Source organism: Arthrobacter rhombi, from assembly GCF_900163545.1.
Lineage (GTDB): Bacteria > Actinomycetota > Actinomycetes > Actinomycetales > Micrococcaceae > Arthrobacter_H > Arthrobacter_H rhombi_A.
On sequence record NZ_FUHW01000044.1, the window covers coordinates 144,823 to 169,301 of the forward strand.

A 24,479-nucleotide genomic window follows, 5' to 3' on the forward strand; every position below is an offset into this window, starting at 1 on the left:
GCTAGAAGCCGCCCTCCCACGGGTGGTAATCGGGATCAATTTCCTCGGGTTCACGCAGCAAAAGCTCGGCCACCTGTTCGACGACGGCCAGATGCACGACTTCGGGGAGCACCATGGGTGAACCAGCCAGTTCCTCCACGGGGCGCCGGTAGATGGTCACCCGGGCGAGGCGGCGCGGGGTGGCCCCCCATGACCTGCCCAGGGGAACCGGACGTCCCGAGGCCTCGGAATAGTCCAACGAGGTGCTGCGCGGCATGAGCTCTGTCGTGAATTCCATCGAGGCGATGGGCTGGCCCCACAACAATTCGAGACGTTCGGCGGATTCGGCGATGAGATCCTCGAAGCGTTCGGCGCGGGTCCGTGAGCCGGGCAACCCGGGGTGCATGAGGTTTCCGCGCAGACCGCGTCCATGCCGGTTGCGTCGACGGCGGAGGAACGCTCCGGAATTCGTCTCGGTGTCTGCCCGCGCAGCGGGGCGGCTCGCCGTCCCGGGATCTTCAAACCGCACCGTGAAACCTTCTGCCATGACACCGAGCCTACCGAAGATCTTCGACGTGGGCGGGGGAACCGTTTCCCGCCATGCCCGGCTGCTTGGGGCGTAGCCGAGGGCACGGCAGGTAAGCTGTTTTCTCGTGGGATCCCTTCGACTTTGTTCACGCTCCGCCTGTGGCCGCTCGGCCATCGCGACCCTGACGTTTGTGTACGCCGATTCCACCGCCGTTCTCGGGCCACTGGCCACCTACCCCGAACCGCACTGTTACGACTTATGTAGCGAGCACGCCCACCGGCTGACCGTGCCGCGTGGCTGGCAGGTCCTGCGCCTGGAACTTCCCGAAGCACCCCGTGTGGCTTCCGATGAACTCTCCGCCTTGGCCGACGCGGTGTCCGAACCCCGCCCACCGGCGACGGATCGCCGGGAGACCCTCGTCGAACCCGAAAGCGGTCCGACGAATTCCATCTCGGCTCGCACCGCACCAACACCGCTGGACCCGCCGGAGGACACGGACAACGGACGAGGGCCTCTACGTATTCTGCGTGAACCACGCTAAAGCCATAAACTGGGCCCATGGCCCACATCACACCCCAGCTCCTTGAGATCCTGCGTTGCCCGGTCACCGGCTCGACGCTCACCCAGGACGGCGACGCGTTGGTCGCCACCGCCCTCGACGCGCACGGCAGCACCCCGCGGTACGCCGTGCGCGAAGGAATCCCCGTCATGCTGGGCCCCTCCCCGGCCGAAGGCGTCAGCCGGACCCCGGAGGTGGACTAGCCGTGGGCTTTGACTACCGGATCGCCGATATTTCCTTGCACGAGGCAGGCCGCCACCAGATTCGGCTCGCCGAACACGAGATGCCTGGCCTGATGTCCCTGCGAGCCGAATATGCCAGCTCCCAACCCCTGGCCGGGGCACGGATTGCCGGGTCACTGCACATGACCGTCCAGACGGCAGTGCTGATCGAGACGCTCACCGCCTTGGGTGCCCAGGTCCGTTGGGCCTCATGCAACATCTTCTCCACCCAGGACGAGGCAGCAGCAGCCGTCGTCGTGGGGTCCGGGAGTGCCGCACAACCCCAGGGGGTGCCGGTTTTCGCCTGGAAAAACGAATCCCTGGAGGAGTATTGGTGGACCGCCGAGCAGATCCTTTCCTGGCCGGGAGCAGATACCGACCCCGCCCGGGGCCCGAACCTGATTCTGGACGACGGTGGAGATGCCACCATGCTCGTCCATCAGGGGGTCGGTTTCGAAGCTGCAGGATCGGTTCCGGCAGCAACTGGAGCAGATAGCGCCGAATATACGATCGTTTTGGACGTGCTGCGCCGCTCATTGGCGCAAGATCCCGGGAAGTTCACCCGCATCGCTGCAGGAATTCTGGGAGTGACCGAAGAAACCACCACGGGGGTCCACCGGCTCTATCAACTCGCCGAAAGCGGGGAACTACTTTTCCCTGCCATCAATGTCAACGACTCGGTCACCAAATCTAAATTCGATAATAAATACGGCATCCGTCACTCGTTGCCCGACGGCATCAATCGGGCGACGGACGTGCTCATCGGCGGCAAAGTGGCGGTGGTCTGCGGGTACGGCGACGTGGGCAAGGGGGCGGCGGAGGCGCTCCGGGGCCAAGGTGCACGGGTGATCGTCACCGAGATCGACCCGATCTGCGCGCTGCAGGCGGCCATGGATGGCTACCAAGTCGCCCGGCTGGAATCGGTGATCGGCCAGGGCGATCTTTTCATCACCACCACCGGTGGGACGGGCATTATCCGGGCCGACGACATGGCGGCCATGAAGGATAAAGCCATTGTGGGCAACGTCGGACACTTTGATGATGAAATCGATATGGCTGGGCTCGCCGCGGTGCCGGGCATCCAGAAGGTCGAGATCAAACCGCAGGTCCATGAATGGGTCTTCGAGGGCGAAACGGCTGCCAGACGCTCGATCATTGTGCTCTCGGAGGGCCGTCTGCTGAACCTGGGCAACGCCACCGGACACCCCAGCTTCGTCATGTCTAACTCCTTCGCCAACCAGACCATCGGACAGATTGAACTCTTCGGCCGGCAGCGGAGCCCCCAGAGCGGCGCAGATACCGCCTACGAGCGGCAGGTCTATGTGCTGCCAAAAATTCTTGATGAGAAGGTCGCCCGCCTCCACCTCGACGCCCTCGGCATTGAACTGACGGAGTTGAGGACGGAACAAGCCGAATATTTGGGGTTGGATCCTGCGGGGCCCTATAAGCCCGAACACTACCGGTACTAAAAAGCCGGCAGCTCGCCGGTCAGGTGCCGAAAGGCAGCCGGTGGATCCGCTCGCGGACCGTGCGTTGGCGTTCTGCCACAGCACTCAGGCGCCGGTAATCGCGTTCCCTGCGTTCGGCGACCACGGCCGCCAGGAACTGTTCCGGAGGGCAGCCAAACGGTGGTGCGGGGGAGACATAGGGCTGCAGGTCCGCGGCCAAGGTGGCGGCGACCTGCTCCCGAGAGGCCTGAGCCATGGAAGGACCCTGGCGGATGAAGCGGGCGATCCGTGCCGCCAGCGGGTCGGGGATCCGCCCCACATCGGCCAGTTCGGCCCAAGGACGCAGCTGCTGGGGCACGGGAAGCACCAACGGGGCCACGCGTTCGCGGCGTTCGCGCATCGAGTAGGTGCCGGCGAGCATGTCTCCCAGACGTTTACCGCGTTCGTTGGCGAAAGAGACCAGCAAGGCCAGCGAACCGAAAAGTGCCAGGACCTCCAGCAGGGCGAGCATCGCCCGGATGAAGGCGTGGCGGAAACGGATGGAACCGCCGTCATCGCGCACGATGCGCAACCCCATGATCAGCCGGCCCAAGGACTTCCCGCGGCTCAGGGTTTCCACCAGCACCGGAACAGCCACGATCCACAGCACGACGACGATGATGACCACCGCGCGGATGGCCGCACTGTCAAAACCGGAAGCCAGTTTCTCGAGCAGGACCAGCGAAGCGACCAGACCGATCAGATAAACCAGATAGTCAATGAAGCATCCCACGGCGCGCAGCACGAAACTGGCGGGACGCAACTGCAGGACGACTGCCTCGCCGGTGATGATCGTGCTCACGGTATCCCTCCGTCGAGGCTGGGTGATCGGACGCCCGACCGGTGCCGGGGTTGACCCGGCGCAACGCGGCCGTCATCCCAATCTAGCCGACACCCCCACGTTAGGCTGGGAACGTGGATCTTGATGCCTTTGTCGCCGTTCATCGGCAGGAGTGGGACCGCCTTGACGTCCTGTCCTCCAGGCGTCGACTGACCGGTGCCGAATCCGACGAATTCCTGGGGCTCTACGAACGCGTGTCGACCCATTTGTCGATGGTCGGATCGATCGAACCCGATGCCGTCGTCTCTGCCGACCTCTCCGCCAGGATCTCGCGTGCACGTACCCGTTTCACGGGGGCCAGGACCCCTGTGCTGGAAGAGATCGCCACGTTCTTCGTCTACACGCTGCCGGCGGCCTTTTACAGGATCCGGGTGCTCACCATCGTGCTGGGGTTGGTGTTCATCGCTATCGCCTTTGCCTCCGGACTCTGGGCTGCCCACACCCCCAGCGTGCTCAAGGCGATGGGCTCCGATGCCGATCTGCAGCAATACGTGCACCATGATTTTGTTGACTACTACTCGGAGAACCCCGCCGCCTCCTTTGCCGGTGCGGTCTGGACGAATAACGCACTCATCGCCGGAATGTGTGTGGCCTTCGGAATCTCGGGGCTGTATGTGCCCTTCGTGCTCTACCAGAACGCGGTATCGGTGGGGATGGCCGGGGGGCTGATGTCCTCGCTGGGTGAGCTCGACACCTTCTTCCTCTACATCCTGCCGCACGGGTTCATGGAGCTGACGGCGATCTTCATCGCCGGCGCTGCTGGCCTGCGCATCTTCTGGGCGTGGGTGGCTCCCGGGGCCAGGACCAGGATTGGTTCCCTCGCCGTGGAAGGCAGATCGTTGATGACGGTGGCCCTGGGGCTCGTCGTGGTGCTCTTTATTTCCGGGCTGGTCGAAGGATTCGTCACCCCCAGCGGGTTGCCGCATGGGGTCCGCCTGGGCATCGGCCTGATGGTCCTGGCCGGCTACTGGACCTACACGCTGGTCCTGGGCCGGCGGGCCGTCAACGCAGGATTCACCGGGGATCTAGGAACCTACGACGCCGGCGCCACCGCGGCCGTCGCCTAACGACTTTGCATGCCAACAGGGAAGGACACATTGATGGAGAATAAGAACGCCGTGCCAGAAGGACCCGAACCCGGGGACCTGGACAACGACCGGCCGGCGCCCACCGCGGACGACCCGGAAGTTCCTGAGTTCCTGAAGGGGCCGGATCCGGAGGAGCCCATGGTCGACACCCCACAAAACGCCACCCGGGAAACAGCTGCCATCAGAGGCGAAGGTGCCGATACCGGTTCACCCGCGGTAGCGGAAACCCCCGAGGCCTGGGACTCCGAATTCGCCGCGGCCACGGGCGATGAAAACGCGGCAGCCTCTGCCACCGACGAGCCGAGCGCAACCGACGACTCCCGCACCCAGGCCTTGCCGGCATGGCAGCAGGAGCCTTCCTCCCAGACCCAGGCGATGCCCCGTTCGGAGCAGGACGCCGCAACGGGAGCGGCAGTTGCCGCGGAACCGTTGGCCGGTCAGGATCCGGATACCGACGGGGAAACGGTACGCGCCGATTCGGCGGCCGCAGCCAAACGTCAGGAACCGATCCCCGCAGGACCTGCCGCCGAAACCGACCGGGAAGCCCAGCGCCGTCAGCACGCCCGAGACGCCGCGCTGACGGCCAAACCGGTGTTCGCGCGGATCGTGCAGACCTTCCTGGCGATTGCCTTCCCCTTCATCGTGGTCATCGGGTCCATTCGTGCGGTAGCCAGTTCCTGGTTCCTCTGGTTGGACTATCACCGTCCAGGGTTCCCTTCGGACGGCTATGGTTTCAGCCAAGCCGACCGGCTGACCTATGGGAACTACGGGGTGGACTACATCAACAACTCGGCTCCCTCCGCCTATCTGGGTAACCTGGTGGACACCAACGGGGACCCGCTGTTCCTGGCCAATGAGGTGTCCCATATGGCCGACGTGAAATCCATCATCGGGATCACGTATGCCGCAGGGATCATCCTGACCTTGCTGGCCATCCTGATCTGCCTGTACCTATGGCGCCGCTACGCGGGAGGCATCCGCCGGGCGTTCTTCGCCGGTTCGGTCATCACCCTGGTCGTGATGATCGCGCTGACGGTACTGGCTGTGCTGAACTTCGGGACGTTCTTCACGGACTTCCACGAGCTGTTCTTCGCCCAAGGCAACTGGACGTTCCACGCCAACGACACCTTGATCCGCCTCTACCCGGAACAGTTCTGGATGGATGCGGGAATCGTGATCGCCGGGCTGGTGCTCATCACCTCCCTGGTGTTCCTGATCACCAACTGGCCCTCACGCAAGCGCCGTGACCGGGCGCGGCAACGCCAGGTGGACCGGGAGATGGGCCTGCTCTAAACCAGGTTCCACGTACGGAAACGGGCCGCTGCCTCGGGGATGATCCCCGAGGCAGCGGCCCGCAGTGTTTGAGCGGGGTATCGCGGAACATCAGCCCCAGCTGGGCATCCACAAACGCAGTCGCCAGGCCTCATAGGGAATCGTCTGTCCGGTCCAGACCGGCCAGAAGAACGCCGAAACCAGCACCACCAAAGCCAAAAAAGCAGTCACACCGATGAGCCCGGTTCGACGTCGGGCCACGGAAGCACCCACCCCACCCAGGGCCAGGGCGAGCACGAAGGTGAGCGACAGGATCATGAATGGTTCGAAAGTGATCGTGTAGAAGAAGAACATGGTGCGTTGCGAATAGAGGAACCACGGGCCGAATCCGGCGAGTATGCCCGCCAAAATGGCCCCCGTCCGCCAATCGCGGCGTCCCGCCCAAAACAACAGCACGACCAGGAGGGAGAGGGTCGCGGCCCACCAGAGCACCGGATTGGGAAGATCGGTGACCACCGAGGCGCAGGAACCCACCGGACAACCCGGATCCCCGGCCTCCGATCCGTGGTAATAAAACAGGACGGGCCGGCCGGCGAACAGCCAGGTCCACGGGCCTGACTCCCAGGCATGGGGGGAACTGAGCCCCTGGTGGAACTCGTAGGCGCTGCGGTGGTACTCCCACAGTGAGCGAAGCGGGGCAGGCAGCCATCCCACCCCTTCACCGGGATGATCCGCAGCCCAGGTGCGGTCGTAGCCGCCCGCCGTGAGAAACCAGCCGGCCCAGGTCGAGATATACGTGGCAACGGTCAACGGGATGATGAGGAAGAACGCGGGGATGCCGTCGCGGATGATCCCTGCCGTCAACCAGCGGCGGATTCCCACCGTCCGTCGTGCCTGCATATCCCATAGCACCGTTAGCAGGCAGAAGACCGCCACGAAGGAGAGCATCGACCATTTCACGCCCAAGCCGCCGCCGAGCATCAGGGCGAAAACCAACCGCCATGGCCGCCAGGCCATCCACGGGCCGAACTCCAGGAAGGATCGTGGGGGAACACCGGTTTGCGGGTCTACCGCTGCTGAGACTTTTCTGGCGAGGATCCTGCGTCCGTGGGAGCGGTCCACCAGAAGGGCGTAGAAGGCGGCGACGATGAAGAACATTTGAAAAATGTCCAATAAGGAGGTCCGTGACAGGACCAACTGGTGGCCGTCGACGGCACTCAGGCCGCCGGCCACTGCACCGAGGGTGATCGAGTTGAATAAACGCTGGGCGATGAGAGTGACCAACAGGACGGCCAGCGTTCCCACGATGGCCGCGGAGAAACGCCATCCCATCCCGCTGTCGGTACCGAACAGGAGCATCCCCACGGCAATCATCCATTTGCCCAAGGGCGGATGGACCACGTATTCGGGGCTGTCCAAGGGGGCAGGTGTGCCGTCAAGGAACGCGGGATTGGGGTCGTCCGGCCACTCCATCTCATGCCCGTGGGAGAGCAGCGTGAAGGCGTCCTTGACGTAATACGTCTCGTCGAAAGTCAGGGCGTGGGGCTGATCCAGGTTCACCAAACGCATGAGAGCAGCAATGAGGGTGATGACCAGCGGGACCATCCAACTCAGCCGGCTCACCGGGGCGACGACGCCCTGCAACCTCTCCGTCAGGGCCCGGTAGGTGAACGCCGACCGCGGGGTCTGGACCCAGACGGGGCGGGACGATTTCAGGGCGCTCACGGGACAACTCTACCGGCGCTGCCGACGGTAGGCTGGCGGGGTGAATAATGATCCTGCAGACCCCGTGTCCGACACCCCGGAACCCGCGCCCTCAGCCCAGCCCCGGGTAGAGGGGGCGAACGGGCAGATCGTGCTGGCTGCCACCCCGATCGGGAACCTGGGGGATGCCTCTCCGCGGTTGATCGAGTTGATGACCGGCGCCGATGTCATTGCCGCGGAGGACACCCGGAGATTCCACCATCTGGCCCAGGCCCTGGGATTGCGGATCCCCGGCCGGGTGATCAGCTACCACGAGCACAACGAGGGCGTGAAGACCGCAGAATTGCTGGACCTGGCCCGCCAGGGGCTGACCGTGTTGATGGTCTCCGACGCCGGTATGCCTGCCGTCTCCGATCCCGGGTTCCGGCTGGTCGAGGCGGCCGGCGCCGAGGGCCTGCTGGTGACCGCAGTGCCGGGACCCTCCGCCGTGTTGACCGCGTTGGCCCTCTCCGGGCTGCCGACCGATCGCTTCACCTTCGAAGGCTTCCTTCCCCGTAAGCCGGGGGAGCGGGCTGGACGGCTGGCCGAACTTCAGAAGGAACGCCGCACGATGGTCTTCTTCGAAGCCCCCCACCGGCTGGCCCCCATGCTGCGGGCCCTGGCCGACGCCTTCGGTCAGGACCGGAGGGCAGCGGTTGCCCGGGAACTGACCAAAATGTATGAGGAGGTGAAACGCGGTTCCCTGCTGGAACTCCTCGAATGGGCCGAAGGACAGGTGCGGGGGGAAATCGCCGTCGTCGTTTCCGGGGCGGCCGAAGACGCGCCCTCCCGTGCCGTGGACCATGTTTCCTCCGTGCAGGAGCTCGAACGGGGTGGTCTGCGGCTCAAGGACGCGGTCGCCGCCATTGCCGAACGGGAGCGGATCTCCAAACGCGAACTCTACGCGGCGGTCCTTGAAGCCCGCCGCTAGCCCCGGGCGGATGCACAACCACATGGGGTGGTCATGATGCATCCCTGCATTTACAGCCGGGAGGACCTCTGGCTAACGTGAGGTCTGATAGAACCCCATCCACCCTGACGCGGGAGAGACCACCGATGACCATCACCCCCGAGCGCGAAGCCGAACTGCTCGCCTCCGTTCCCACCGGCCTGCTGATCAACGGGGAATGGCGCGATGCCTCCGACGGTGGAACCTTCGACGTCCAGGACCCGGCCACCGGAAAGGTCCTGGCCACCCTGGCTTCGGCGACCAGCGAGGATGCCATGGCAGCGCTCGACGCCGCCGATGCGGCACAGGACTCCTGGGCCCGCACCCCGGCCCGCGACCGCGCAGAAATCCTGCGGCGGGCCTTCGATCTGGTGCAGGAACGTGCCGAGGATTTCGCCCTGTTGATGACCCTGGAAATGGGCAAGCCGCTGGCTGAATCCCGGGGCGAGGTCACCTACGGTTCCGAGTTCCTGCGCTGGTTCTCCGAGGAAGCAGTGCGCGACTACGGCCGCTATGTGACGACCCCCGAGGGCAAAAACAAGATCCTCGTGCAGCGCAAACCGGTGGGCCCCTGCCTGCTGATCACCCCCTGGAACTTCCCGCTGGCGATGGCCACCCGCAAAGTCGGCCCGGCCGTCGCGGCCGGCTGCACGATGGTGCTCAAGCCGGCGAAACTCACACCGCTGACCAGCCAGCTTTTCGCCGCCACGATGCTGGAGGCCGGGCTGCCGGCAGGAGTGTTGAACGTGACCAGCTCGAAATCGGCGTCGGGCATCTCCGGACCTCTCATGCAGGACCCGCGGCTGCGCAAGGTCTCCTTCACTGGTTCGACGCCGGTGGGCAAGCAGTTGCTCAAGGACGCCGCCGACAACGTGCTGCGCACCTCCATGGAACTGGGTGGCAACGCCCCGTTCATCGTGTTCGCCGACGCCGACCTGGACCGGGCCGTCGAAGGGGCCATGGCCGCGAAGATGCGCAATATGGGTGAGGCCTGCACCGCTGCCAACCGTTTCTTGGTCCAGGCGCCGGTGGCCGAAGAGTTCACCCGTAAATTCGCCGATGCCATGGGGGCGCTCACCCTGGGACGAGGCACCGAGGACTCCACGAAGGTTGGCCCGCTGATCGACGGTGGCGCCCGTGATGATGTGCATTCGCTGGTCACCGCAGCGCTCGACGCCGGCGCCGAGGCGCTGACCGGTGGACGAGCCCGCGAGGGTGCCGGCTACTTCTACGAGCCGACCGTGCTGGCCAACGTTCCCCAGGATGCGGCGATCCTGGGCAGCGAGATCTTCGGCCCCGTGGCCCCGGTGACCGTCTTCGAAACCGAAGAGGAAGCCATCAAGCTGGCCAACTCCACCGAATACGGGTTGGCCTCCTACGTCTACTCCCAAGACGTCAATCGCATGTTCCGTGTCTCCGAGCAGATCGAATTCGGACTGGTGGGCTTCAACGCCGGCGTGATCTCCAACGCCGCGGCCCCCTTCGGCGGGGTCAAGCAGTCGGGCATGGGCCGTGAAGGCGGCTCCGAAGGCCTCAACGAGTACACGAGCGCCCAGTACATCGGCATCGCCGACCCATACGCCGTCTAGCGTCTGAGCAACGAGGCGGGCCAGGCCCGGGCCAGGAATTGACGTCCGGGGCTGGCCGCGTCGGAGAAGCCTTGCTCGATATCGGTCAGGGCTGCATCCAACGCCTCGTCCAGGGCCAGCTCCCGGCTGGCCCGGGGACGGTGGATGCCGCTGGCCGGGCCGCGCGGGACCAACTGGCGGCGCGGTTGTGCGTCGAGGGAAAAACTCGCCCGTTCGAAGGCTTCCCGAAGCCGTTGCACCTCGGGTGCGGCATCGGGCAGATGATCCTGCAGCCGGCTCGCGTAGGCGGCGTCGGTCTCCTGGGGGTCTTGGGCCAGCCCATAGTCCCGCCCCAAGGCCAGGAGTTCTTCCCACGCGCTGGCCACGGCATCGCGCCAATCGGTGGCCCGGTGGATGCTGCGGATACGACGGGAGCGTTGCCACCGCCGGATCCCCAACGGGCCGAAGAGCCCCAGCAACACCACCAGCGCCAGCAGGGCCGGCATCACCGCTGAGATCCCGTCGTCGTTCCCGGAGCTCTGGGCTCCTGCAGCGGGCGGGATGGACGGTTCGGCGCTTGGATTCGCGTCGGGGATGGTTCTGGCGCGGGTTGGATCGGTGTCCGGTGCCTGTGAGGGGGCGGGCCCGCCGTCCGGGCTGTCGCTGGCATAGGACGGGGTGGTCCCGCGGCCGGGGGTGGGCTCGAAGGGGACCCACCCGAGGTCGGGGAAGAAGAGTTCGGGCCAGGCATGGGCGCTGCTGGGGCTCAAATCGTAGCCGGACCACTGTTTTCCGTCCGAGCCCAGCGCCTGCGCCCCATTGCTCCGGCCCGGCGCGTAGCCCACAACAATCCGGCTGGGAACGCCCAAGGTGCGGGCCATCAGGGCCATGGCCGCGGAATAGTGGGTGCAGTAGCCGCTCTTCTGCTTCAGGAACGCCGCCACCACGCCGACCCCGTTGCCGTCGTACCCCTGTTCCAGCGGTGTCTGTTCCGAATAGGTGTAGTCGACGCTGCGCAGTTCTTCCTGCAGCGCGACGGCCTCCTCGTAGGCGGTGGTGGCGTGGGCCTTCCGGGTGATCTGGCGGGCCGTATCAGGAATGATCTTCGGCAGATTCCGGGGAAGATCCGTAGAGGTTTTGGGCAGCCGGTCGGTAGCAGACCCCGGGTCCCGGGCTAGGCGGGCGGAGCTGGCCTCCAAGGCGGCGGCATCGATCACCGGTACCTGCGAGGTGACCGTGTAGTCCAGCTTCCTGCTGCTGGCCTCGGCCTGGGAGAACATGGTGTCGGTCCCACCGTTATACCCCCATTCCTGGGCCAGCCCCGTCACCGAGGCCGCCTCGCGGGGCATCGGCAGCCACGGGCTCTGGTAGTTCCCCGTCACCACCCGGGTATGGACGGTCCGGGTGCGCGGCACGCTCTGCGCCGGGAAGCCGTCGGGCGAGGGGGCCAGGTTTTCGGCGCTATGGTCCCGCCCGACCTCAAGATCCGAAGGCTCCCACCGTTTGGCCCCCAGATCGGAGATGACCGCGGTGCGCAGGTAGAGCGGTTCGGAGGAGTCCGTGTAATAGGTCAGCGTGGTCACGCCCAGGCGGTCACGCAGATTCACACCCAGATTCAACACCGGGTTCACCCCACTGGGTTTACCGAACAGGTAGAGCCGCTGGCCCTGCGGCATGAGCCCCTGGGAGAAACCGGGCAGGGCGAGGGGCACCACGAGCATCAGGGTGAGCGCGGCCGCGGCGATGAGAACGCCCTGACGCAGCACACCGGTGCGCAGCGCAGCCCCGGGGGAGGTGGCACGACGCTCCAGCCGGGCTCCGGCGAGGACCACCAGGTAGCCGATGGCTGTCAGCCCCACATGCAGCAGGCCGGCCCCATCGGTTTTGACGAGGGAGGAGATGACGAGGAAAACCGAGAGCGGCAGCGCGCTCAGTGCCGGGACCCGCAGGCCGACGACCAGCAGGTACACCATCAGGGCCGTCAGCCCGGCGGCCAGGCAGATGAAAAAGATGAGGGGGTCCTCGGACAACACGGGCTGGGCCTGGACGAGGACGGCATCCCTGGCCTGCGGGTAGAAGTCCAGGGCCCGGCGCACGCTTTCGGCGGTGGGGATCACCCCCAGCACAGCAGTGGAGGGGAAGAACTGCAGGGTGAGCATGACGATCAGCCCGGCCACCGAGGCGGTGAAGCTCAGCCCGGCAGAAAGACCCCGAATCCGCACCAGGGTTCCCGCGGCGAGGGTTCCGGCGACGGTGACGGTGGCCTGATCGAACCACAGCCGGCCGTCGATGACCCCCCAGAGTCCACTGACCGGGGCCACGACGGCCACCAGCAGCGCGGTGAAGAGCAGCCACTGGGTTCCGCGGTTCCGCCGCGTTGGTTTTCGTCCGGCCGGTGTCCGGCGGGTAACGGCCGGGGCGCTCATGCCTGCCCCCGGGCGCCGGTGCGCCGCTCCTGGGCAGACAGTTCCAGCCAGGCCTGCGCCAACTCGGTCTTCGCATCCACGGGTACTGCCGTCCAGCCAGCGGTCCGGAAGACCCGTGTGCCGGCCGCCGTGGCGGTGGGACGACTGGCCACCAGGAACACCATGACCTTCCGGTGGGTTCCCATGCGGTCTACCCAGGACTGTGCCTGGTCCCCGGTGGGAGCACCGGTGAACAGCAGGAGGGGACCCTGCCCACCGCGTGGAAAGAAGTCCAGGGGATCGACGGCTGATTCCTGGCGGCGGGGTGCCGGCTTCAAACCCACCGAGGCCAAGGACAGTTGAAGATCCTCGGCAGCGTGCGGCCCGCTGAACAGTCCGGGGCCGGGGCCTGAGGCCCCCGGTGCTGCGCCGGTCAGTGGGCTGCCGGTCTCGTCCAGGATCTCCAGGTCGTAGCCCTGTTCGGCCAGGTGGGCTCCCACGGAAATCACCGCCTGGATGTTCCAGTCGAAGCACGGGGTGGTGGTTCCGGGGGCCTGGAGGAAGTTCGGGATCGGGGTCGGGGCATCGGAACCGACATAACTGCCCTGATAGGGCTGTGGTCGCGCGTCCACCACGAGCGTGGCTCGGGGGGTGCGTTGGAACTGTTCTTGCCGGACCATCAACGTGTTGTGGCGGGCCGTCGCCGGCCAATGCACCCGCCGCAACGAATCCCCCTCCCGGTATTCGCGGGTCATCACGTCGTCGTTCTCGGGGGTGGCCTGATGGTGTGAGGTGGCCGTTCCGCGGGTGCCGGTGCTGCCCACGACTCCGGTGATGGGCAGGGGGAGGACCGCAGGGACCACGGTCAGCGGTGTCGGGCGGTCCACGGCGATGGGACGCATGGCCAGGCCGAAGGGGTCCGAAAGCTGCACCCGGAGCGGGCCGATCGCGTAGACACCACGATGGGTGGGCCGCAGCCGATACCGGTACGCGGTCCGCTTCCCTGCCGTGGCATCGACCGGACCGGGGTCATCGGAGGAGAACGACGGCGTTTTGCCGAAGTCCTTCGGGAGTTCATCGTTCAGGACCGTCCCCGCAGGCAAAGGGGAGGCATGGCCCAGCGACAACGTCACCGTGGTGGAACCGCCGGTGGTGACCGGGTCGGGGCCAAAACTGCGGCGGACCTTCACCCGCGTTTTCCCCCAGGCGAGGACAGCTGCCGAGAGGAGGGGTACGGCCAACAGGAAGATCGAGATATTGACCAGCTCGCGCCGGCCGAGAAACCAGGCCAGAAGCAGGACGACGGCTCCAGCGACGACGAGGGCCCAACCGCGGGGCGTCAGGAACCACAGCCGCAGGCGGACCCGCAGTGGTTCACGGCCGGTGCGCCCGGGCCCGATTGCGCTGTCCACCCTCTGCCGTCCAGGTCAGCTACGCGCCGAGGTCCGGACCGGGACCTGGGCCAGCAGCGATTCAACGAGGTCCTGCACGGTGGTCCCGGCGATCTCCGCCTTGCGATGGAGCACGAGCCGGTGACCGAGCACCGAGGGGCAGTTGGCGACCACGTCGTCGGGCAGCACGAAGTCTCGACCGTTCAGGGCCGCCTCCGCCTTGGAAGCACGCAGCAGCTGGAGCAAGGCCCGCGGGCTGGCCCCGAGACGGATATCCGGGTGGGCGCGGGTTGCCTGGCCCAAGGCCACAATGTATTCCTGCACGGCATCCGCCACATGGACGGCTTTGACGATGTCGATCAGCGAGAGCAAGGTGGCCTGGTCCACGACGGGGCTGACCCGTAGCAGGGGCGAATCCGACTGGTGGTTGCGCAACATGGACAGTTCGGCCTCCGTATCCGGGTACCCCATCGACACCCGGGCCATGAACCGGTCGCGTTGGGCCTCGGGGAGCGGGAAGGTGCCTTCGAGTTCGATCGGGTTCTGCGTCGCGACGACCATGAAGGGGGCGCTCAGCTGATAGGTCGACCCGTCGACGGTGACCTGGTGCTCCTCCATGCATTCCAGCAGCGCGGACTGTGTTTTCGCCGATGCCCTGTTGATTTCGTCCCCGATGACCAGGTTCGCGAAGACCGGCCCCCTGCGGAATTCGAAGCCGTGGGAGTCCTGGTTGTAGATGGAGACACCGGTGACGTCCGAAGGGAGCAGATCGGGGGTGAATTGGATGCGGTTCACACTGGCGGCCACGGAGCGGGCCAGGGTTTTGGCGAGCAGGGTCTTGCCCACACCGGGAACATCCTCGAGCAGCAGATGCCCTTGGGCCAGCAGGACCCGCAACGCCGTGCGGGCTACCTCCGGTTTCCCGTCGATCACCGTACCGATGGCCTCCAGAATCCGGGTCGTGACGACGCCGAACTCTTCAGCGGAGGGCAACGGGAGTTCCGTGGTTGTCGACACTGCGTCTGCTCCCTGGTGTTTTGGGTGGTGATGAGGTCCGTGCCCCTTCAGCCTACCCACCCACGAGGTGATGTGGGTCACGGGCGCTGGAATCGGGTTCCGCCGGCCGTACTGTGCGATCCACTGCGGCGGTAGCCTAGATATGCGGCCCGTCCGCCGGAATTTTCCGTCCCCGTTCCAGGAGTCCCTGCATGTGTCCTTCCCCCCGACCGGATGACTCTTCCCGCCTCGAGGCAGGCGCCGAACCTCCCGCCCTGCCCGGAGAGACTCCGCCGGCCTACCGGGCCACCGGCGAGGACCCGGCGGCTGGCGCCGGATCGGCTGGCGGCCCCCGTCGCGATGCGAAGGCTGCCAACGGCAGCAAACGCGATACCTCCTACCCGCCGGCTCCCGAACCGTTGGCCGTTCCCGTGATGGATAACCACACGCACCTGGATTTCGGTGACGGCGGGGTGACGGTCACGGTCGCACAGGCGCTCGATACCGCCAACGCGGTCGGGGTCTCGGGGATCATCCAGGTCGGTTGCGATGTCGAGTCCTCCCGTTTCGCTGTCCAAGCAGCCCATGCAGACCCCCGCGTGCTGGCCGCCGTGGCCATCCACCCCAATGATGCCTCCCGGCTGGCCGAGCGGGGGGAACTGGGGAGCGCGCTCGCCGAGATCGACCGGCTGGCCGGTGACCCGCGGGTGCGCGCCGTGGGGGAGACCGGGTTGGATTATTTCCGGACCGGGGAGGAGGGCCGGCCGGCCCAGCAGGAATCCTTCAGGGCCCATCTGGAGATGGCCGTCCGTCACGGCCAGGCAGTGCAGATCCATGACCGCGAGGCGCATGCGGATATCGTCCAGATCCTGGGGCAGGTCCCGACCCCCGATACCGTCGTCTTCCACTGTTTCTCCGGTGATGCCGAACTGGCGAGGATCTGCAACGCCCACGGCTGGTACATGTCCTTCTCCGGGACCGTGACGTTCAAGAACTCCGGTGACCTGCGCGAGGCGCTGGCCATCGCCGATCCCTCACTGGTTTTGGTGGAAACCGACGCCCCGTTCTTGACCCCGCACCCCTACCGTGGTCGCCCCAATGCCAGCTACCTGATCCCCTATACCGTGCGTTCCATGGCCGATACCCTGCAGACCGACGTCGATGGGCTCAGCGAGCGGATCGCGCAGAACACGACGACGGCCTACGGCAACTGGTAGTCGTTCCCCGACGACGCCGGCATAAGTCACGAGCCGGTCACCGTCGGAAGGCGATGATCACGAAGTGGGGGCGGAAAAAACCGCGGAAAACCGCAGAATCTAGCCGTTCAACGGTGTCGAGCTTGTCACAAGATAACGAACCGGTTACGGTAGTCAACAGAGTAGCCGGGATCGGGGAAGGTCTTCGGGGCTCAAGCACCAGCACCGACCAACGTTTGGACGTTCCGTTCGTACGCCCAAACGGCTCCTGCCGGTGCGTGAACCACTGCAAGACAGCCCGGGGCCGGGACCTTGGAGCACCTCCAAGGGCCATCCCGTCCCGGCGCTCTCCCCGTGCCCGGAAGAACACAAAGACTGGAAATCCGTGCAGAAAGCCTTCAAGAACCGCTGGGTCAAGACCGGCGCCCAGGCGGTTGCCTTGACCGCGTTGATCCTCGGCCTCGTCTCCTTCGTCGGAGCCAATAAGACGGTTGCCGTGACCGTCGACGGCGAAACCCAGAGCGTCCAAGCCTACGGTGGCACGGTGGGGGAGATGCTGGCCTCCGCCGACATCGCGGTCGACGCCGCGGATGTGGTCTCTCCCGGGGTCGACGCCGCAGTGGCCGATGGCGACGCCATCACGGTGAAACGGAATAAGACGGTGGATGTGTCCATCGATGGGGTGGACCGCGTGGTGCATACCACCGGCCTGACCGTCGCCGATGTGCTCGCCCAGCTGAAGGTCGGCGACGCCGCCGATGTCTCCAACGGACCTCAGCTCGAGCTTGCTTCGCTGAGTACCCCGCTGCAGATCAGCACGGTGAAGACCCTGAAGCTGAAGGCCGACGGCACAACGCGGAGCATCAAGACTACCGAGGGGACGGTCGGGGAGGCCCTGAAGAGCGAGGGCGTGAAGATCGGGAGCGCCGACGAACTCTCCGTCGCCGCAGCCACCGAACTCACGGACGGCCTGAAGGTGAAGCTCGTGAGGGTGAAGACCTCGACCACCACCGAGACCAAGACCGTGGCCCACGGCGTGGAGAAGACCAAGGATGCCGACGTGGCTCTGGGCAAGACCAAAACCGTCACTCCGGGCAAGGATGGCGAGCGGACGCTGACCTATTCCGTCACCACCCGCGACGGCAAGGAAGACTCCCGCAAGCTGACCAGCAATAAGGTCACCACCAAGCCGGTGGACGCGGAAGTCGCTCTGGGCACCAAAAAGCCCGAGAAGAAGGAAACGCCCCAGAAGAAGGAAGCGGAAAAGAAGAAGGCCGAACCGGAGAAGAAGGACGAGAAGGCTTCCACCGGTGGAACCACGGCCTCGGCCGGAGGAGTTTCCGCCAACTGGAAGGCATTGGCCAAATGCGAGTCAGGTGGCAACTGGTCGATCAACACCGGCAACGGCTACTACGGTGGCCTGCAGTTCAACCAGAGCAGCTGGATCGGTGCCGGCGGCGGAAAATACGCTGCCCTGCCGCATCAGGCCACCCCGGCCCAGCAGGTTGCCGTGGCTGAGAAGCTGCGCGCCAACGGTGGCTGGGGCCACTGGCCGGCCTGCTCCTCCAAGCTCGGCCTGCGCTAGATCGACGAGCCGATCCACCACGGATCCCACATGACTGAAGGGCCCCGCACTGCGGGGCCCTTCAGTGTTTCGCAGAGCAGATGTGGAGACAGAACGCAGAGCCTGCGACCTCAACTAGGATTGAACTCGTGACTGACGACTCCCAGACCCCCCACACCGCCTCCGGGCAGGACCCCGAGCAGAACCCCCGGGGGAATCCGGAGACACCGCGACTACTCGGCGCCACCGATATTCGCCGACTTGCCGCGGAGCTGGACGTCCGGCCGACCAAGACGCTGGGCCAGAACTTCGTCATCGACGGCAATACCATCCGACGGATCGTGTCCGCGGCGCGGATCGACCCGGAGGAAACCGTCTTGGAAGTCGGCCCCGGACTGGGTTCCCTGACCCTGGGGCTGCTCGACGCCGCCCAACGGGTTGTTGCCGTGGAAATCGACCCCAAACTGGCCGAACGCCTGCCCCGAACCATCAACGAATTCCGTCCGGCCCTGTCTTCCAACCTTGACGTCGTCCTGGGGGATGCGATGCGGGTCACCGAGCTGCCGCACGAGCCCACCTCGCTGGTCGCCAACCTGCCCTATAACGTGGCCGTTCCCGTGGTCCTGCACCTGCTCGAACACTTTCCCAGCCTGCGGCACGGACTGGTCATGGTCCAGGACGAAGTGGCCGACAGGCTCTGCGCGGGGCCCGGAAACAAGACGTACGGCATCCCCAGCCTCAAGGCCGCCTGGTACGGCACGATGCGCAAGGCGGGGGTCATCGGGATGAACGTGTTCTGGCCGGCGCCGAAAATCTCCTCGGGCCTGGTCTCCTTCGAACGCCATGAACCACCGCAGACCACGGCCAGCCGCTCAGAGGTCTTTTCCGCCATCGACGCGGCCTTCGCCCAACGCCGTAAGACCTTGCGGGCCGCACTGGCTGGTTGGGCCGGGGGAGCGGACGCCGCCGAACGGGCGCTCCGTGGCGCAGGGGTGGACCCGCAAGCCCGCGGGGAACGGCTCGTCATCGAAGATTTCGCCCGTATCGCCGAGGCACGGAACCTGGCCGGGCACGATCATGGGGTCGGGGCATGAGCCAGACCGTCGTGGCCCGCGCCCCCGGGAAGATCAACATCTACTTCCGGGTCGGGGCCCCCCGGGAGGACGGGTACCACCCGGTGGCCAGCCTGTATCTGGCGGTCTCCCTCTTTGAGGATGTGGCCGCCACGGCTCGCGATGACGGACTCATCACCGTCGGACTGAGTGAGGACTCCACCGCTGTGGAGGACCCGGAGTCCTTCCCGCTGGGGGAGGACAATCTCGTCATCCGTGCCGCGCGCCTGCTGGCCGAACACACCGGCTCCGAGGCAGGGGTCCACCTGGAGATCACCAAGCGGGTGCCGATCGCCGGTGGCATGGGCGGGGGATCGGCGGATGCCGCGGCGGCCCTGGTGGCCTGCAACGGCCTGTGGGGAACCGGACTGAACCGTGAGGAACTCGGACGGCTCGGGGCCCGGCTCGGTGCCGACGTGCCCTTCGCCCTCTCGGGAGGTGCCGCCGTCGGACTGGGCGTCGGCGACGAACTTTCACCCCTGTTATTGCGCAGCCGCACCGACTGGGTCCTGGCCCTGGCGAGCTACGGTTTGTCGACCCCCGCGGTGTACCAACAACTGGATATCCTGCGCGGCGATGAAGCCATCGAGGAGCCCCGGGCCGTGGACCCACAGGTGGTCCAGGCACTCGTCGCCCACGATCTGGTGTTATTGCCCGGCCTCTTGGACAACGACCTCACCAGTGCCGCGGTCCACCTGGCACCCGAGCTGACGGCGGTCATGGACATGGGCCGCCAGGCCGGGGCCCTGACGGCCCTCGTCTCCGGATCCGGACCCACGATCGCCTTGCTGGCGCAGGACCAGGCACATGCTGACGAACTAGCGACCGTGCTGATCGACGAAGCAGGCATTGACACGCAGACCGTGCACGGCCCGGTCCACGGAGCCCAGATCATCTGACGCCGACGCAGCGGGCCCTCCACCGGGCCCACCGGCTACCCTCAAACCCCACCGACGAAGGAACATATTACTTTGGCACATCTGCTCGGCGCGGAGAACGTCTCCGTCGCCTTCGCCACCCGCACCATCTTGGACGGGGTCACCCTCGGCCTGGAACAAGGCGACCGCATCGGCATGGTCGGGCGCAACGGTGACGGCAAATCAACGCTCATGCGTCTACTGGCCCGACGCCAGGACCCGGACTCCGGACGGGTGACCCAGCGCAGCGACGCCCAGGTCGGGTACCTCGACCAGCAGGATGTCTTGGACGGCGACCTCGAAGTCGGTCAGGCGATCGTCGGCGACGCCGCCGCCCACGAATGGGCGTCGAACCCGAAGATCCGCGAGATCATGGGGGGTTTGGTCGGGGAAGTCGACTGGAATGCCCGGGTCTGTGATCTCTCCGGCGGGCAGCGCCGCCGTGTGGCCCTGGCGAAACTGCTGATCGGCGACGATGACGTCATCATGCTGGACGAACCGACCAACCACCTCGACGTCGAAGGGGTCGCCTGGCTGGCCGATCACCTCAAACGTCGCTGGCGGGCGAACCAAGGGGCCCTGCTGGTCATCACCCACGACCGCTGGTTCCTCGACGAGATCAGCACCCGCACCTGGGAAGTGCACGACGGGATCGTGGAGGCCTTCGACGGCGGGTACGCCGCCTACGTGCTCGCCCGCGCCGAACGCGACAGGTCCGCAGCCGTGACCGAAGGCAAACGCCAGCAACTGGTCAAGAAGGAATTGGCCTGGTTGCGTCGCGGCGCTCCGGCGCGCACGGCGAAACCGAAGTTCAGGATCGATGCGGCCAACTCGATCATCGCCGATGTCCCGCAACCGCGTGACACCGTCGCCCTGTCCAAAATGGCGACGGCCCGTCTGGGCAAGGACGTCCTGGATCTGGAACATGTCTCGCTGACCTACGACGGCGGTGCCCCACTGTTCAAGAACGTCACCCTGCGGTTGGCTCCCGGGGAACGGCTGGGCATCGTGGGGGTCAACGGGTCGGGCAAATCAACGCTGTTGCGTCTGCTCAACGGCGAGGTCGAACCCACCGAAGGCCGCATCAAACGCGGCAAAACCGTCCAGACGGCCGTGCTGACCCAGGAAGTCACCGAACTCGATGAACTCTCCAACCGACGCGTCATCGAAGTCATCCAGGACGAGAAGAACGTCTTCAGCATCGGAGGCAGGGAAGTCTCCGCGGGGCAGCTGATCGAGCAGCTCGGCTTCACCCAGGAAAAGCAGTGGACTCCGGTCCGTGACCTCTCAGGTGGTGAACGACGACGGCTGCAACTGCTCAGACTCTTGGTGGGCGAACCCAATGTGTTGATGCTTGACGAACCGACCAACGATCTGGACACCGATACGCTGGCCGCCGTCGAGGACCTCTTGGATTCCTGGCCGGGAACCCTCGTGGTGGTCAGCCACGACCGCTACCTCCTCGAGCGCGTCACCGACCACCAGGTGGCCTTGCTGGGCGACGGACAGATCCGCGACCTGCCCGGCGGCGTCGAACAGTACCTGGAATTGCGCTCCGGGGCCGGAACCGGCGGAGCCACCACCGGGCCGGCAGCCCCCGAGGCGGCAGGAAAAGGTGCGGTTGCCTCCGGTGCAGAGGTCAGCGAGGCCGAGAAACGTGAGGCCCGCAAAGAAATCAACAGGATCGACAGGAAACTCGCCAAACTTTCGGCGCAGGAGGAACGCCTCCACGCGAAGATGGCCACGGCTTCTGCGGGCATGGACATCGATGGCCTTTCGGCACTGAACGCCGAGCTCAAGGAACTGCAGTCCGAGCATGAGGCCCTCGAAGAGGCCTGGCTGGAAGCTGCCGAAGCCGCCGGACAGTAGCTGCTCGGGTTTATGGCAGAATAGTTAACCGTGTTCCCCCTGCGGGACATGATCCGCCCTGGTGTAATGGCAGCACCCCAGCCTTTGGAGCTGTGGAGTATAGGTTCGAATCCTATGGGCGGAACCCCCGAAAAAGCGTCATACAGAAGTCCATCTCCCGCTGCCCCATCGCGCCGTTCTGAGGCAGGGCTTAGGATGGTTTTGATGGCCCGCGCCAGCCCGCCGGCCACCAGTCGTTCCGGGGGAAGGCGGTCAACAGTGCACACTCAGTGGCACGGCCTGGGGACGCGTGGGCACTCATGGTGGTTGGAATCGGACGCATTGTGGATCACCGACGTGGCGCGCAGGGCCGCCGCTGGCAACGGAGTGCTGCTCTACGGCGAACCCGGTGCCGGGCAAGACGAGCTGGCCAGCGAAGTCGTCCAGCGGATCGGAACCGGAAATGGGCAGGTGGAGCTTTCCTGCCCGCCCGACGTTGAAACCGGTCAGCAACTCGAACGGTTGGTCAACGAACCGCCAGCACCAGGGCTCGTTCTCTTCATTGCGGACCTCTCGGCCTTCGACGGTCCAGAGGTCGAACTGGTCTCCCGTCTGGTCATCCGCCACGGGGCAGTCGTCGTCGCGGTCAGTGCCGACCCGCAAGGGGCCCCGGACGCACCCCTGTCCCGTTACCTGAGGTTGGATCGCGCCCGGGTGCTTGACCTGTCGTTGAACCGCGCCACGGAGTACCTCCAGAGGGGGCTCGGTGGGTCGCTGAGTGGACCAGCGGCCTATGCCATCTGGAATAGTGGCGCCGGAAATCGGTCGATGATGCGCATGATTTCCGCTGACTGGATCGAGATGGGGTACCTGGTCCAGGAGGATGGGGTCTGGGTCATTCGAAGTACAGATTTCCCGGCCGGTCCCCGGCTCGTGAGGCACTGGAAGCAACGACTGGCCCGGTTCGGCGTCGACGTCCGTCAGGTGTTCGAACTGCTGGCACTTGCGCATGAACTTCCGCTGAGCGTCGTACTGGAAATCGGTGGAAACGCCGTGGACACGGTCCATGAACTGGGGTATTTGCGCTTGGACGAGTCTGCGGGCCGTGATGCGAGTTTGAGGGGAACCGTTAATTCCGCTGCGATTGCCGATCAAGTTCCACCTGGACGGAGCCGAGAGTTGCTAGACCGCGTCACCGATTACGTTGACGGACTGGGCATCATGCGGCCAGTCGGCCTCATTGCTTGGCGGTTACGCTGCGGACTGCCAGTTCATCCTGCCCGATTGCTAGAGGGAGCGGAGCACCGGCTGCATTCCTTCACTCCCACACAGGCCATCGACCTCTTGACGATGAGCCGGCCGGATGAAGTACCAGAACGTGCGGCTGGTGTCCGTATCGGGGCACTTCTCGCTGCTGGATATTTTGTGGACAGTGGATCGTTGGCGGTACTTCTGGGAGAGGGGGGCGCGGCGGACACGCGGGGAGCAGCACTGCGGGCTCTTTCGCCTGAAACAGCTACGGCCATGCAACTGATCAGGGCGACGTGGGACGGTGACTTCCGGCAGCTGCTGGAACAGACTGATCGACCAAAATTACCCGAGGGAGTCATGTGGCTCTGGCAGGAAATGGTCCACGAAGCCCAGGTGATGACCGGTGACGTTTCAGCGGGCCGCCAGGCCCAACGAGGGCTCTTGCGGTTGCTGGAACAGACAGACACCGCACCGTTCCTCGTCCAACGGTGCCGGTTGGCGCTTTTCGATTTGGAGTTGGTGACGGGCGAATGGGGTCGGGCGGTAGGGACCCTGTCCAGTGGGTGGGACTCGGATTCGATGGGCACGGGGCAGGAGGGGAGAGGCTCGCTCTATGCGGCCCTCGCGGAGGCGATGACCGGACGTTTTGATGACTCGCTCGAACACCTGGACCGCGAAATACCGCAGCTCAAGGTCCTGGGACGCTTCGATATCCTCCCCTTGGCACATTCTGTCCGGGCCTTTGCCTGGGCCAAGTCCGGCAACCGGCCGGAAGCGCTGAGGGCTTTGGCCGCCGTGGAACAGCAGCCGATCGCAGGTGCTGGCGGTATCTGGCGGATCCGTTGGGCCGGCGGCTTCTTCTGGGCCCACGCAATGGCCCTGGTCGGGCGGGTCGAAGAGGCCACTGAGTGGCTGATGGCCTTCGCTGCCCGGGACCGCGAACTAGGTAATGTCTCACAAGAACTGATGGCTCTCTCCGCTGCCCTGCAATGGGGGCATGCTCCCGCCATGGAGCTTCTAGAGGAAGCAGCTGAACGGGCCGACGGCAGATTTGCCGAGGCCTGCACGTGGACTGTTCGTGGCCTGCGGACCGCTGACCCGCGAGAGCTTGAATACGGCGCATTGCTGTTGCGCTCCCTGGGCCACTATCTGTTGGCGGACTTCGTGCAGGAAGAACTTGAAAGGCTGAACGGCCCCTGCCCGGAGCAGAACGGGCTCCCGGCGGTGGTTGCTCCCCACCGCGACCAGCCGCTATCGGCCAGCGAGGTGGTGAGTGAGTCAGCATGGGCAAGCCTGACCCCACGTCAGCGGGCGATCGTCGACTACGTACTTATAGACGACAGTAACGGGGAGATAGCCCACAAATTGGGGTTGTCCGTACGCACTATCGAGAGCCACCTCTATTTGGCCTACGCGAAGCTGAACGTAGCCAACCGTGCGGAACTACGCGGAATCGTCAACCGACAGCCTACCGAGTCGCGGAATGTGACTCCGCACACTTAAGTACGAATACATAAAGATGAGTGATGGATTGCGCTATCCACTGATGTAACTGTCGGGGCG

At 65.6% G+C, this 24,479-nt stretch carries 19 protein-coding genes and 1 tRNA gene; 14 read left to right on the forward strand and 6 right to left on the reverse strand.

The features are described 5' to 3' along the window. Nucleotide 1 precedes the first annotated feature (1 nt). Nucleotides 2-526, reverse strand: coding sequence for a metallopeptidase family protein (locus tag FM101_RS13425; RefSeq protein WP_087000489.1), 525 nt, complete (start codon nucleotides 524-526; stop codon nucleotides 2-4). A gap of 172 nt (nucleotides 527-698) precedes the next feature. Here FM101_RS13425 and FM101_RS13430 point away from each other — a divergent pair, with 172 nt between their 5' ends. The 3 genes from FM101_RS13430 to ahcY are packed head-to-tail and all read left to right on the forward strand — an operon-like array spanning nucleotide 699 to nucleotide 2,757. After that, nucleotides 699-1,049 carry a DUF3499 family protein gene (locus FM101_RS13430; protein WP_428844165.1) on the forward strand — a complete coding sequence of 117 codons (351 nt, stop codon included), beginning with the start codon at nucleotides 699-701 and terminating at the stop codon, nucleotides 1,047-1,049. 17 nt (nucleotides 1,050-1,066) lie between these two features. After that, the gene (locus FM101_RS13435; RefSeq protein ID WP_087000493.1) at nucleotides 1,067-1,270 is read left to right on the forward strand and encodes a Trm112 family protein; all 204 of its coding nucleotides are present in this window, start codon (nucleotides 1,067-1,069) and stop codon (nucleotides 1,268-1,270) included. Between the two features lie 2 nt (nucleotides 1,271-1,272). Then, complete coding sequence (ahcY, locus tag FM101_RS13440) at nucleotides 1,273-2,757, forward strand: adenosylhomocysteinase (RefSeq protein WP_087000495.1); 1,485 nt, start codon at nucleotides 1,273-1,275, stop codon at nucleotides 2,755-2,757. A 19-nt stretch (nucleotides 2,758-2,776) separates the two neighbouring features. On the opposite strand, the gene FM101_RS13445 is transcribed toward ahcY, so the two are convergent. Further along, on the reverse strand, nucleotides 2,777-3,577 hold the full coding sequence (locus FM101_RS13445; RefSeq protein WP_087000497.1) for an RDD family protein: 801 nt from the start codon (nucleotides 3,575-3,577) through the stop codon (nucleotides 2,777-2,779). Between the two features lie 113 nt (nucleotides 3,578-3,690). Here FM101_RS13445 and FM101_RS13450 point away from each other — a divergent pair, with 113 nt between their 5' ends. Continuing rightward, nucleotides 3,691-4,683: a stage II sporulation protein M gene (locus tag FM101_RS13450; RefSeq protein WP_087000499.1), complete on the forward strand. Its 993-nt coding sequence runs from the start codon at nucleotides 3,691-3,693 to the stop codon at nucleotides 4,681-4,683. Nucleotides 4,684-4,716: 33 nt separating this feature from the next. Next, entirely contained in the window at nucleotides 4,717-5,997 is a 1,281-nt protein-coding gene (locus FM101_RS13455; RefSeq protein WP_179204333.1) for a TIGR01906 family membrane protein, read from the forward strand. Between the two features lie 90 nt (nucleotides 5,998-6,087). On the opposite strand, the gene FM101_RS13460 is transcribed toward FM101_RS13455, so the two are convergent. Further along, nucleotides 6,088-7,701: a dolichyl-phosphate-mannose--protein mannosyltransferase gene (locus FM101_RS13460; protein ID WP_245806701.1), complete on the reverse strand. Its 1,614-nt coding sequence runs from the start codon at nucleotides 7,699-7,701 to the stop codon at nucleotides 6,088-6,090. 64 nt (nucleotides 7,702-7,765) lie between these two features. Here FM101_RS13460 and rsmI point away from each other — a divergent pair, with 64 nt between their 5' ends. Then, nucleotides 7,766-8,650 (forward strand): 16S rRNA (cytidine(1402)-2'-O)-methyltransferase, encoded by an 885-nt coding sequence (rsmI, locus tag FM101_RS13465; protein ID WP_241895337.1) that lies wholly within the window; start codon nucleotides 7,766-7,768, stop codon nucleotides 8,648-8,650. A 125-nt stretch (nucleotides 8,651-8,775) separates the two neighbouring features. Continuing rightward, on the forward strand, nucleotides 8,776-10,257 hold the full coding sequence (locus FM101_RS13470; RefSeq protein WP_087000503.1) for an NAD-dependent succinate-semialdehyde dehydrogenase: 1,482 nt from the start codon (nucleotides 8,776-8,778) through the stop codon (nucleotides 10,255-10,257). Here FM101_RS13470 and FM101_RS13475 read toward each other — a convergent pair. From FM101_RS13475 to FM101_RS13485, 3 genes are read right to left on the reverse strand one after another with little or no spacing between them, the layout of a single operon-like run. Then, nucleotides 10,254-12,662, reverse strand: a complete 2,409-nt coding sequence (locus FM101_RS13475) for a transglutaminase TgpA family protein (protein WP_087000505.1) — start codon at nucleotides 12,660-12,662, stop codon at nucleotides 10,254-10,256. The two genes, FM101_RS13470 and FM101_RS13475, sit on opposite strands and share 4 nt — an antisense overlap. Further along, nucleotides 12,659-14,053: a DUF58 domain-containing protein gene (locus tag FM101_RS13480; protein ID WP_087000507.1), complete on the reverse strand. Its 1,395-nt coding sequence runs from the start codon at nucleotides 14,051-14,053 to the stop codon at nucleotides 12,659-12,661. Before FM101_RS13480 ends, FM101_RS13475 begins: the two co-directional genes overlap by 4 nt. A 15-nt stretch (nucleotides 14,054-14,068) precedes the next feature. Next, nucleotides 14,069-15,049 carry an AAA family ATPase gene (locus tag FM101_RS13485; protein WP_087000509.1) on the reverse strand — a complete coding sequence of 327 codons (981 nt, stop codon included), beginning with the start codon at nucleotides 15,047-15,049 and terminating at the stop codon, nucleotides 14,069-14,071. A 191-nt stretch (nucleotides 15,050-15,240) separates the two neighbouring features. Between FM101_RS13485 and FM101_RS13490 the strand changes: the two genes are divergently transcribed. The 7 genes from FM101_RS13490 to FM101_RS13520 all read left to right on the forward strand — a co-directional run bounded on the left by FM101_RS13490 (nucleotide 15,241) and on the right by FM101_RS13520 (nucleotide 24,419). Continuing rightward, nucleotides 15,241-16,245, forward strand: coding sequence for a TatD family hydrolase (locus FM101_RS13490; protein WP_087000511.1), 1,005 nt, complete (start codon nucleotides 15,241-15,243; stop codon nucleotides 16,243-16,245). Between the two features lie 364 nt (nucleotides 16,246-16,609). Beyond that, complete coding sequence (locus tag FM101_RS16075) at nucleotides 16,610-17,809, forward strand: resuscitation-promoting factor (RefSeq protein ID WP_087000513.1); 1,200 nt, start codon at nucleotides 16,610-16,612, stop codon at nucleotides 17,807-17,809. A gap of 230 nt (nucleotides 17,810-18,039) precedes the next feature. Further along, nucleotides 18,040-18,882 carry a 16S rRNA (adenine(1518)-N(6)/adenine(1519)-N(6))-dimethyltransferase RsmA gene (gene rsmA / locus FM101_RS13500; protein ID WP_241895336.1) on the forward strand — a complete coding sequence of 281 codons (843 nt, stop codon included), beginning with the start codon at nucleotides 18,040-18,042 and terminating at the stop codon, nucleotides 18,880-18,882. Further along, a complete protein-coding gene (locus FM101_RS13505) occupies nucleotides 18,879-19,799 on the forward strand; it encodes a 4-(cytidine 5'-diphospho)-2-C-methyl-D-erythritol kinase (protein ID WP_087000517.1) in 921 nt (306 codons plus the stop codon). The genes rsmA and FM101_RS13505 overlap by 4 nt, the downstream gene beginning before the upstream one ends. Before the next feature lie 72 nt (nucleotides 19,800-19,871). Then, on the forward strand, nucleotides 19,872-21,686 hold the full coding sequence (locus FM101_RS13510; RefSeq protein ID WP_087000519.1) for an ABC-F family ATP-binding cassette domain-containing protein: 1,815 nt from the start codon (nucleotides 19,872-19,874) through the stop codon (nucleotides 21,684-21,686). A 52-nt stretch (nucleotides 21,687-21,738) separates the two neighbouring features. Next, nucleotides 21,739-21,810: transfer RNA gene (locus FM101_RS13515), tRNA-Gln, on the forward strand. 182 nt (nucleotides 21,811-21,992) lie between these two features. After that, nucleotides 21,993-24,419 carry a helix-turn-helix transcriptional regulator gene (locus FM101_RS13520; RefSeq protein WP_179204334.1) on the forward strand — a complete coding sequence of 809 codons (2,427 nt, stop codon included), beginning with the start codon at nucleotides 21,993-21,995 and terminating at the stop codon, nucleotides 24,417-24,419. Nucleotides 24,420-24,479: the final 60 nt, after the last annotated feature.

Bases quoted from the DNA above. Each gene is read 5' to 3' on its own strand.
- FM101_RS13470 (WP_087000503.1), top strand. From the start codon at position 8,776: ATGACCATCACCCCCGAGCGCGAAGCCGAACTGCTCGCCTCCGTTCCC.
- FM101_RS13490 (WP_087000511.1), top strand. From the start codon at position 15,241: ATGTGTCCTTCCCCCCGACCGGATGACTCTTCCCGCCTCGAGGCAGGC.
- FM101_RS13475 (WP_087000505.1), bottom strand. From the start codon at position 12,662: ATGAGCGCCCCGGCCGTTACCCGCCGGACACCGGCCGGACGAAAACCA.
- FM101_RS13505 (WP_087000517.1), top strand. From the start codon at position 18,879: ATGAGCCAGACCGTCGTGGCCCGCGCCCCCGGGAAGATCAACATCTAC.
- FM101_RS13435 (WP_087000493.1), top strand. From the start codon at position 1,067: ATGGCCCACATCACACCCCAGCTCCTTGAGATCCTGCGTTGCCCGGTC.
- FM101_RS13455 (WP_179204333.1), top strand. From the start codon at position 4,717: ATGGAGAATAAGAACGCCGTGCCAGAAGGACCCGAACCCGGGGACCTG.
- FM101_RS13425 (WP_087000489.1), bottom strand. From the start codon at position 526: ATGGCAGAAGGTTTCACGGTGCGGTTTGAAGATCCCGGGACGGCGAGC.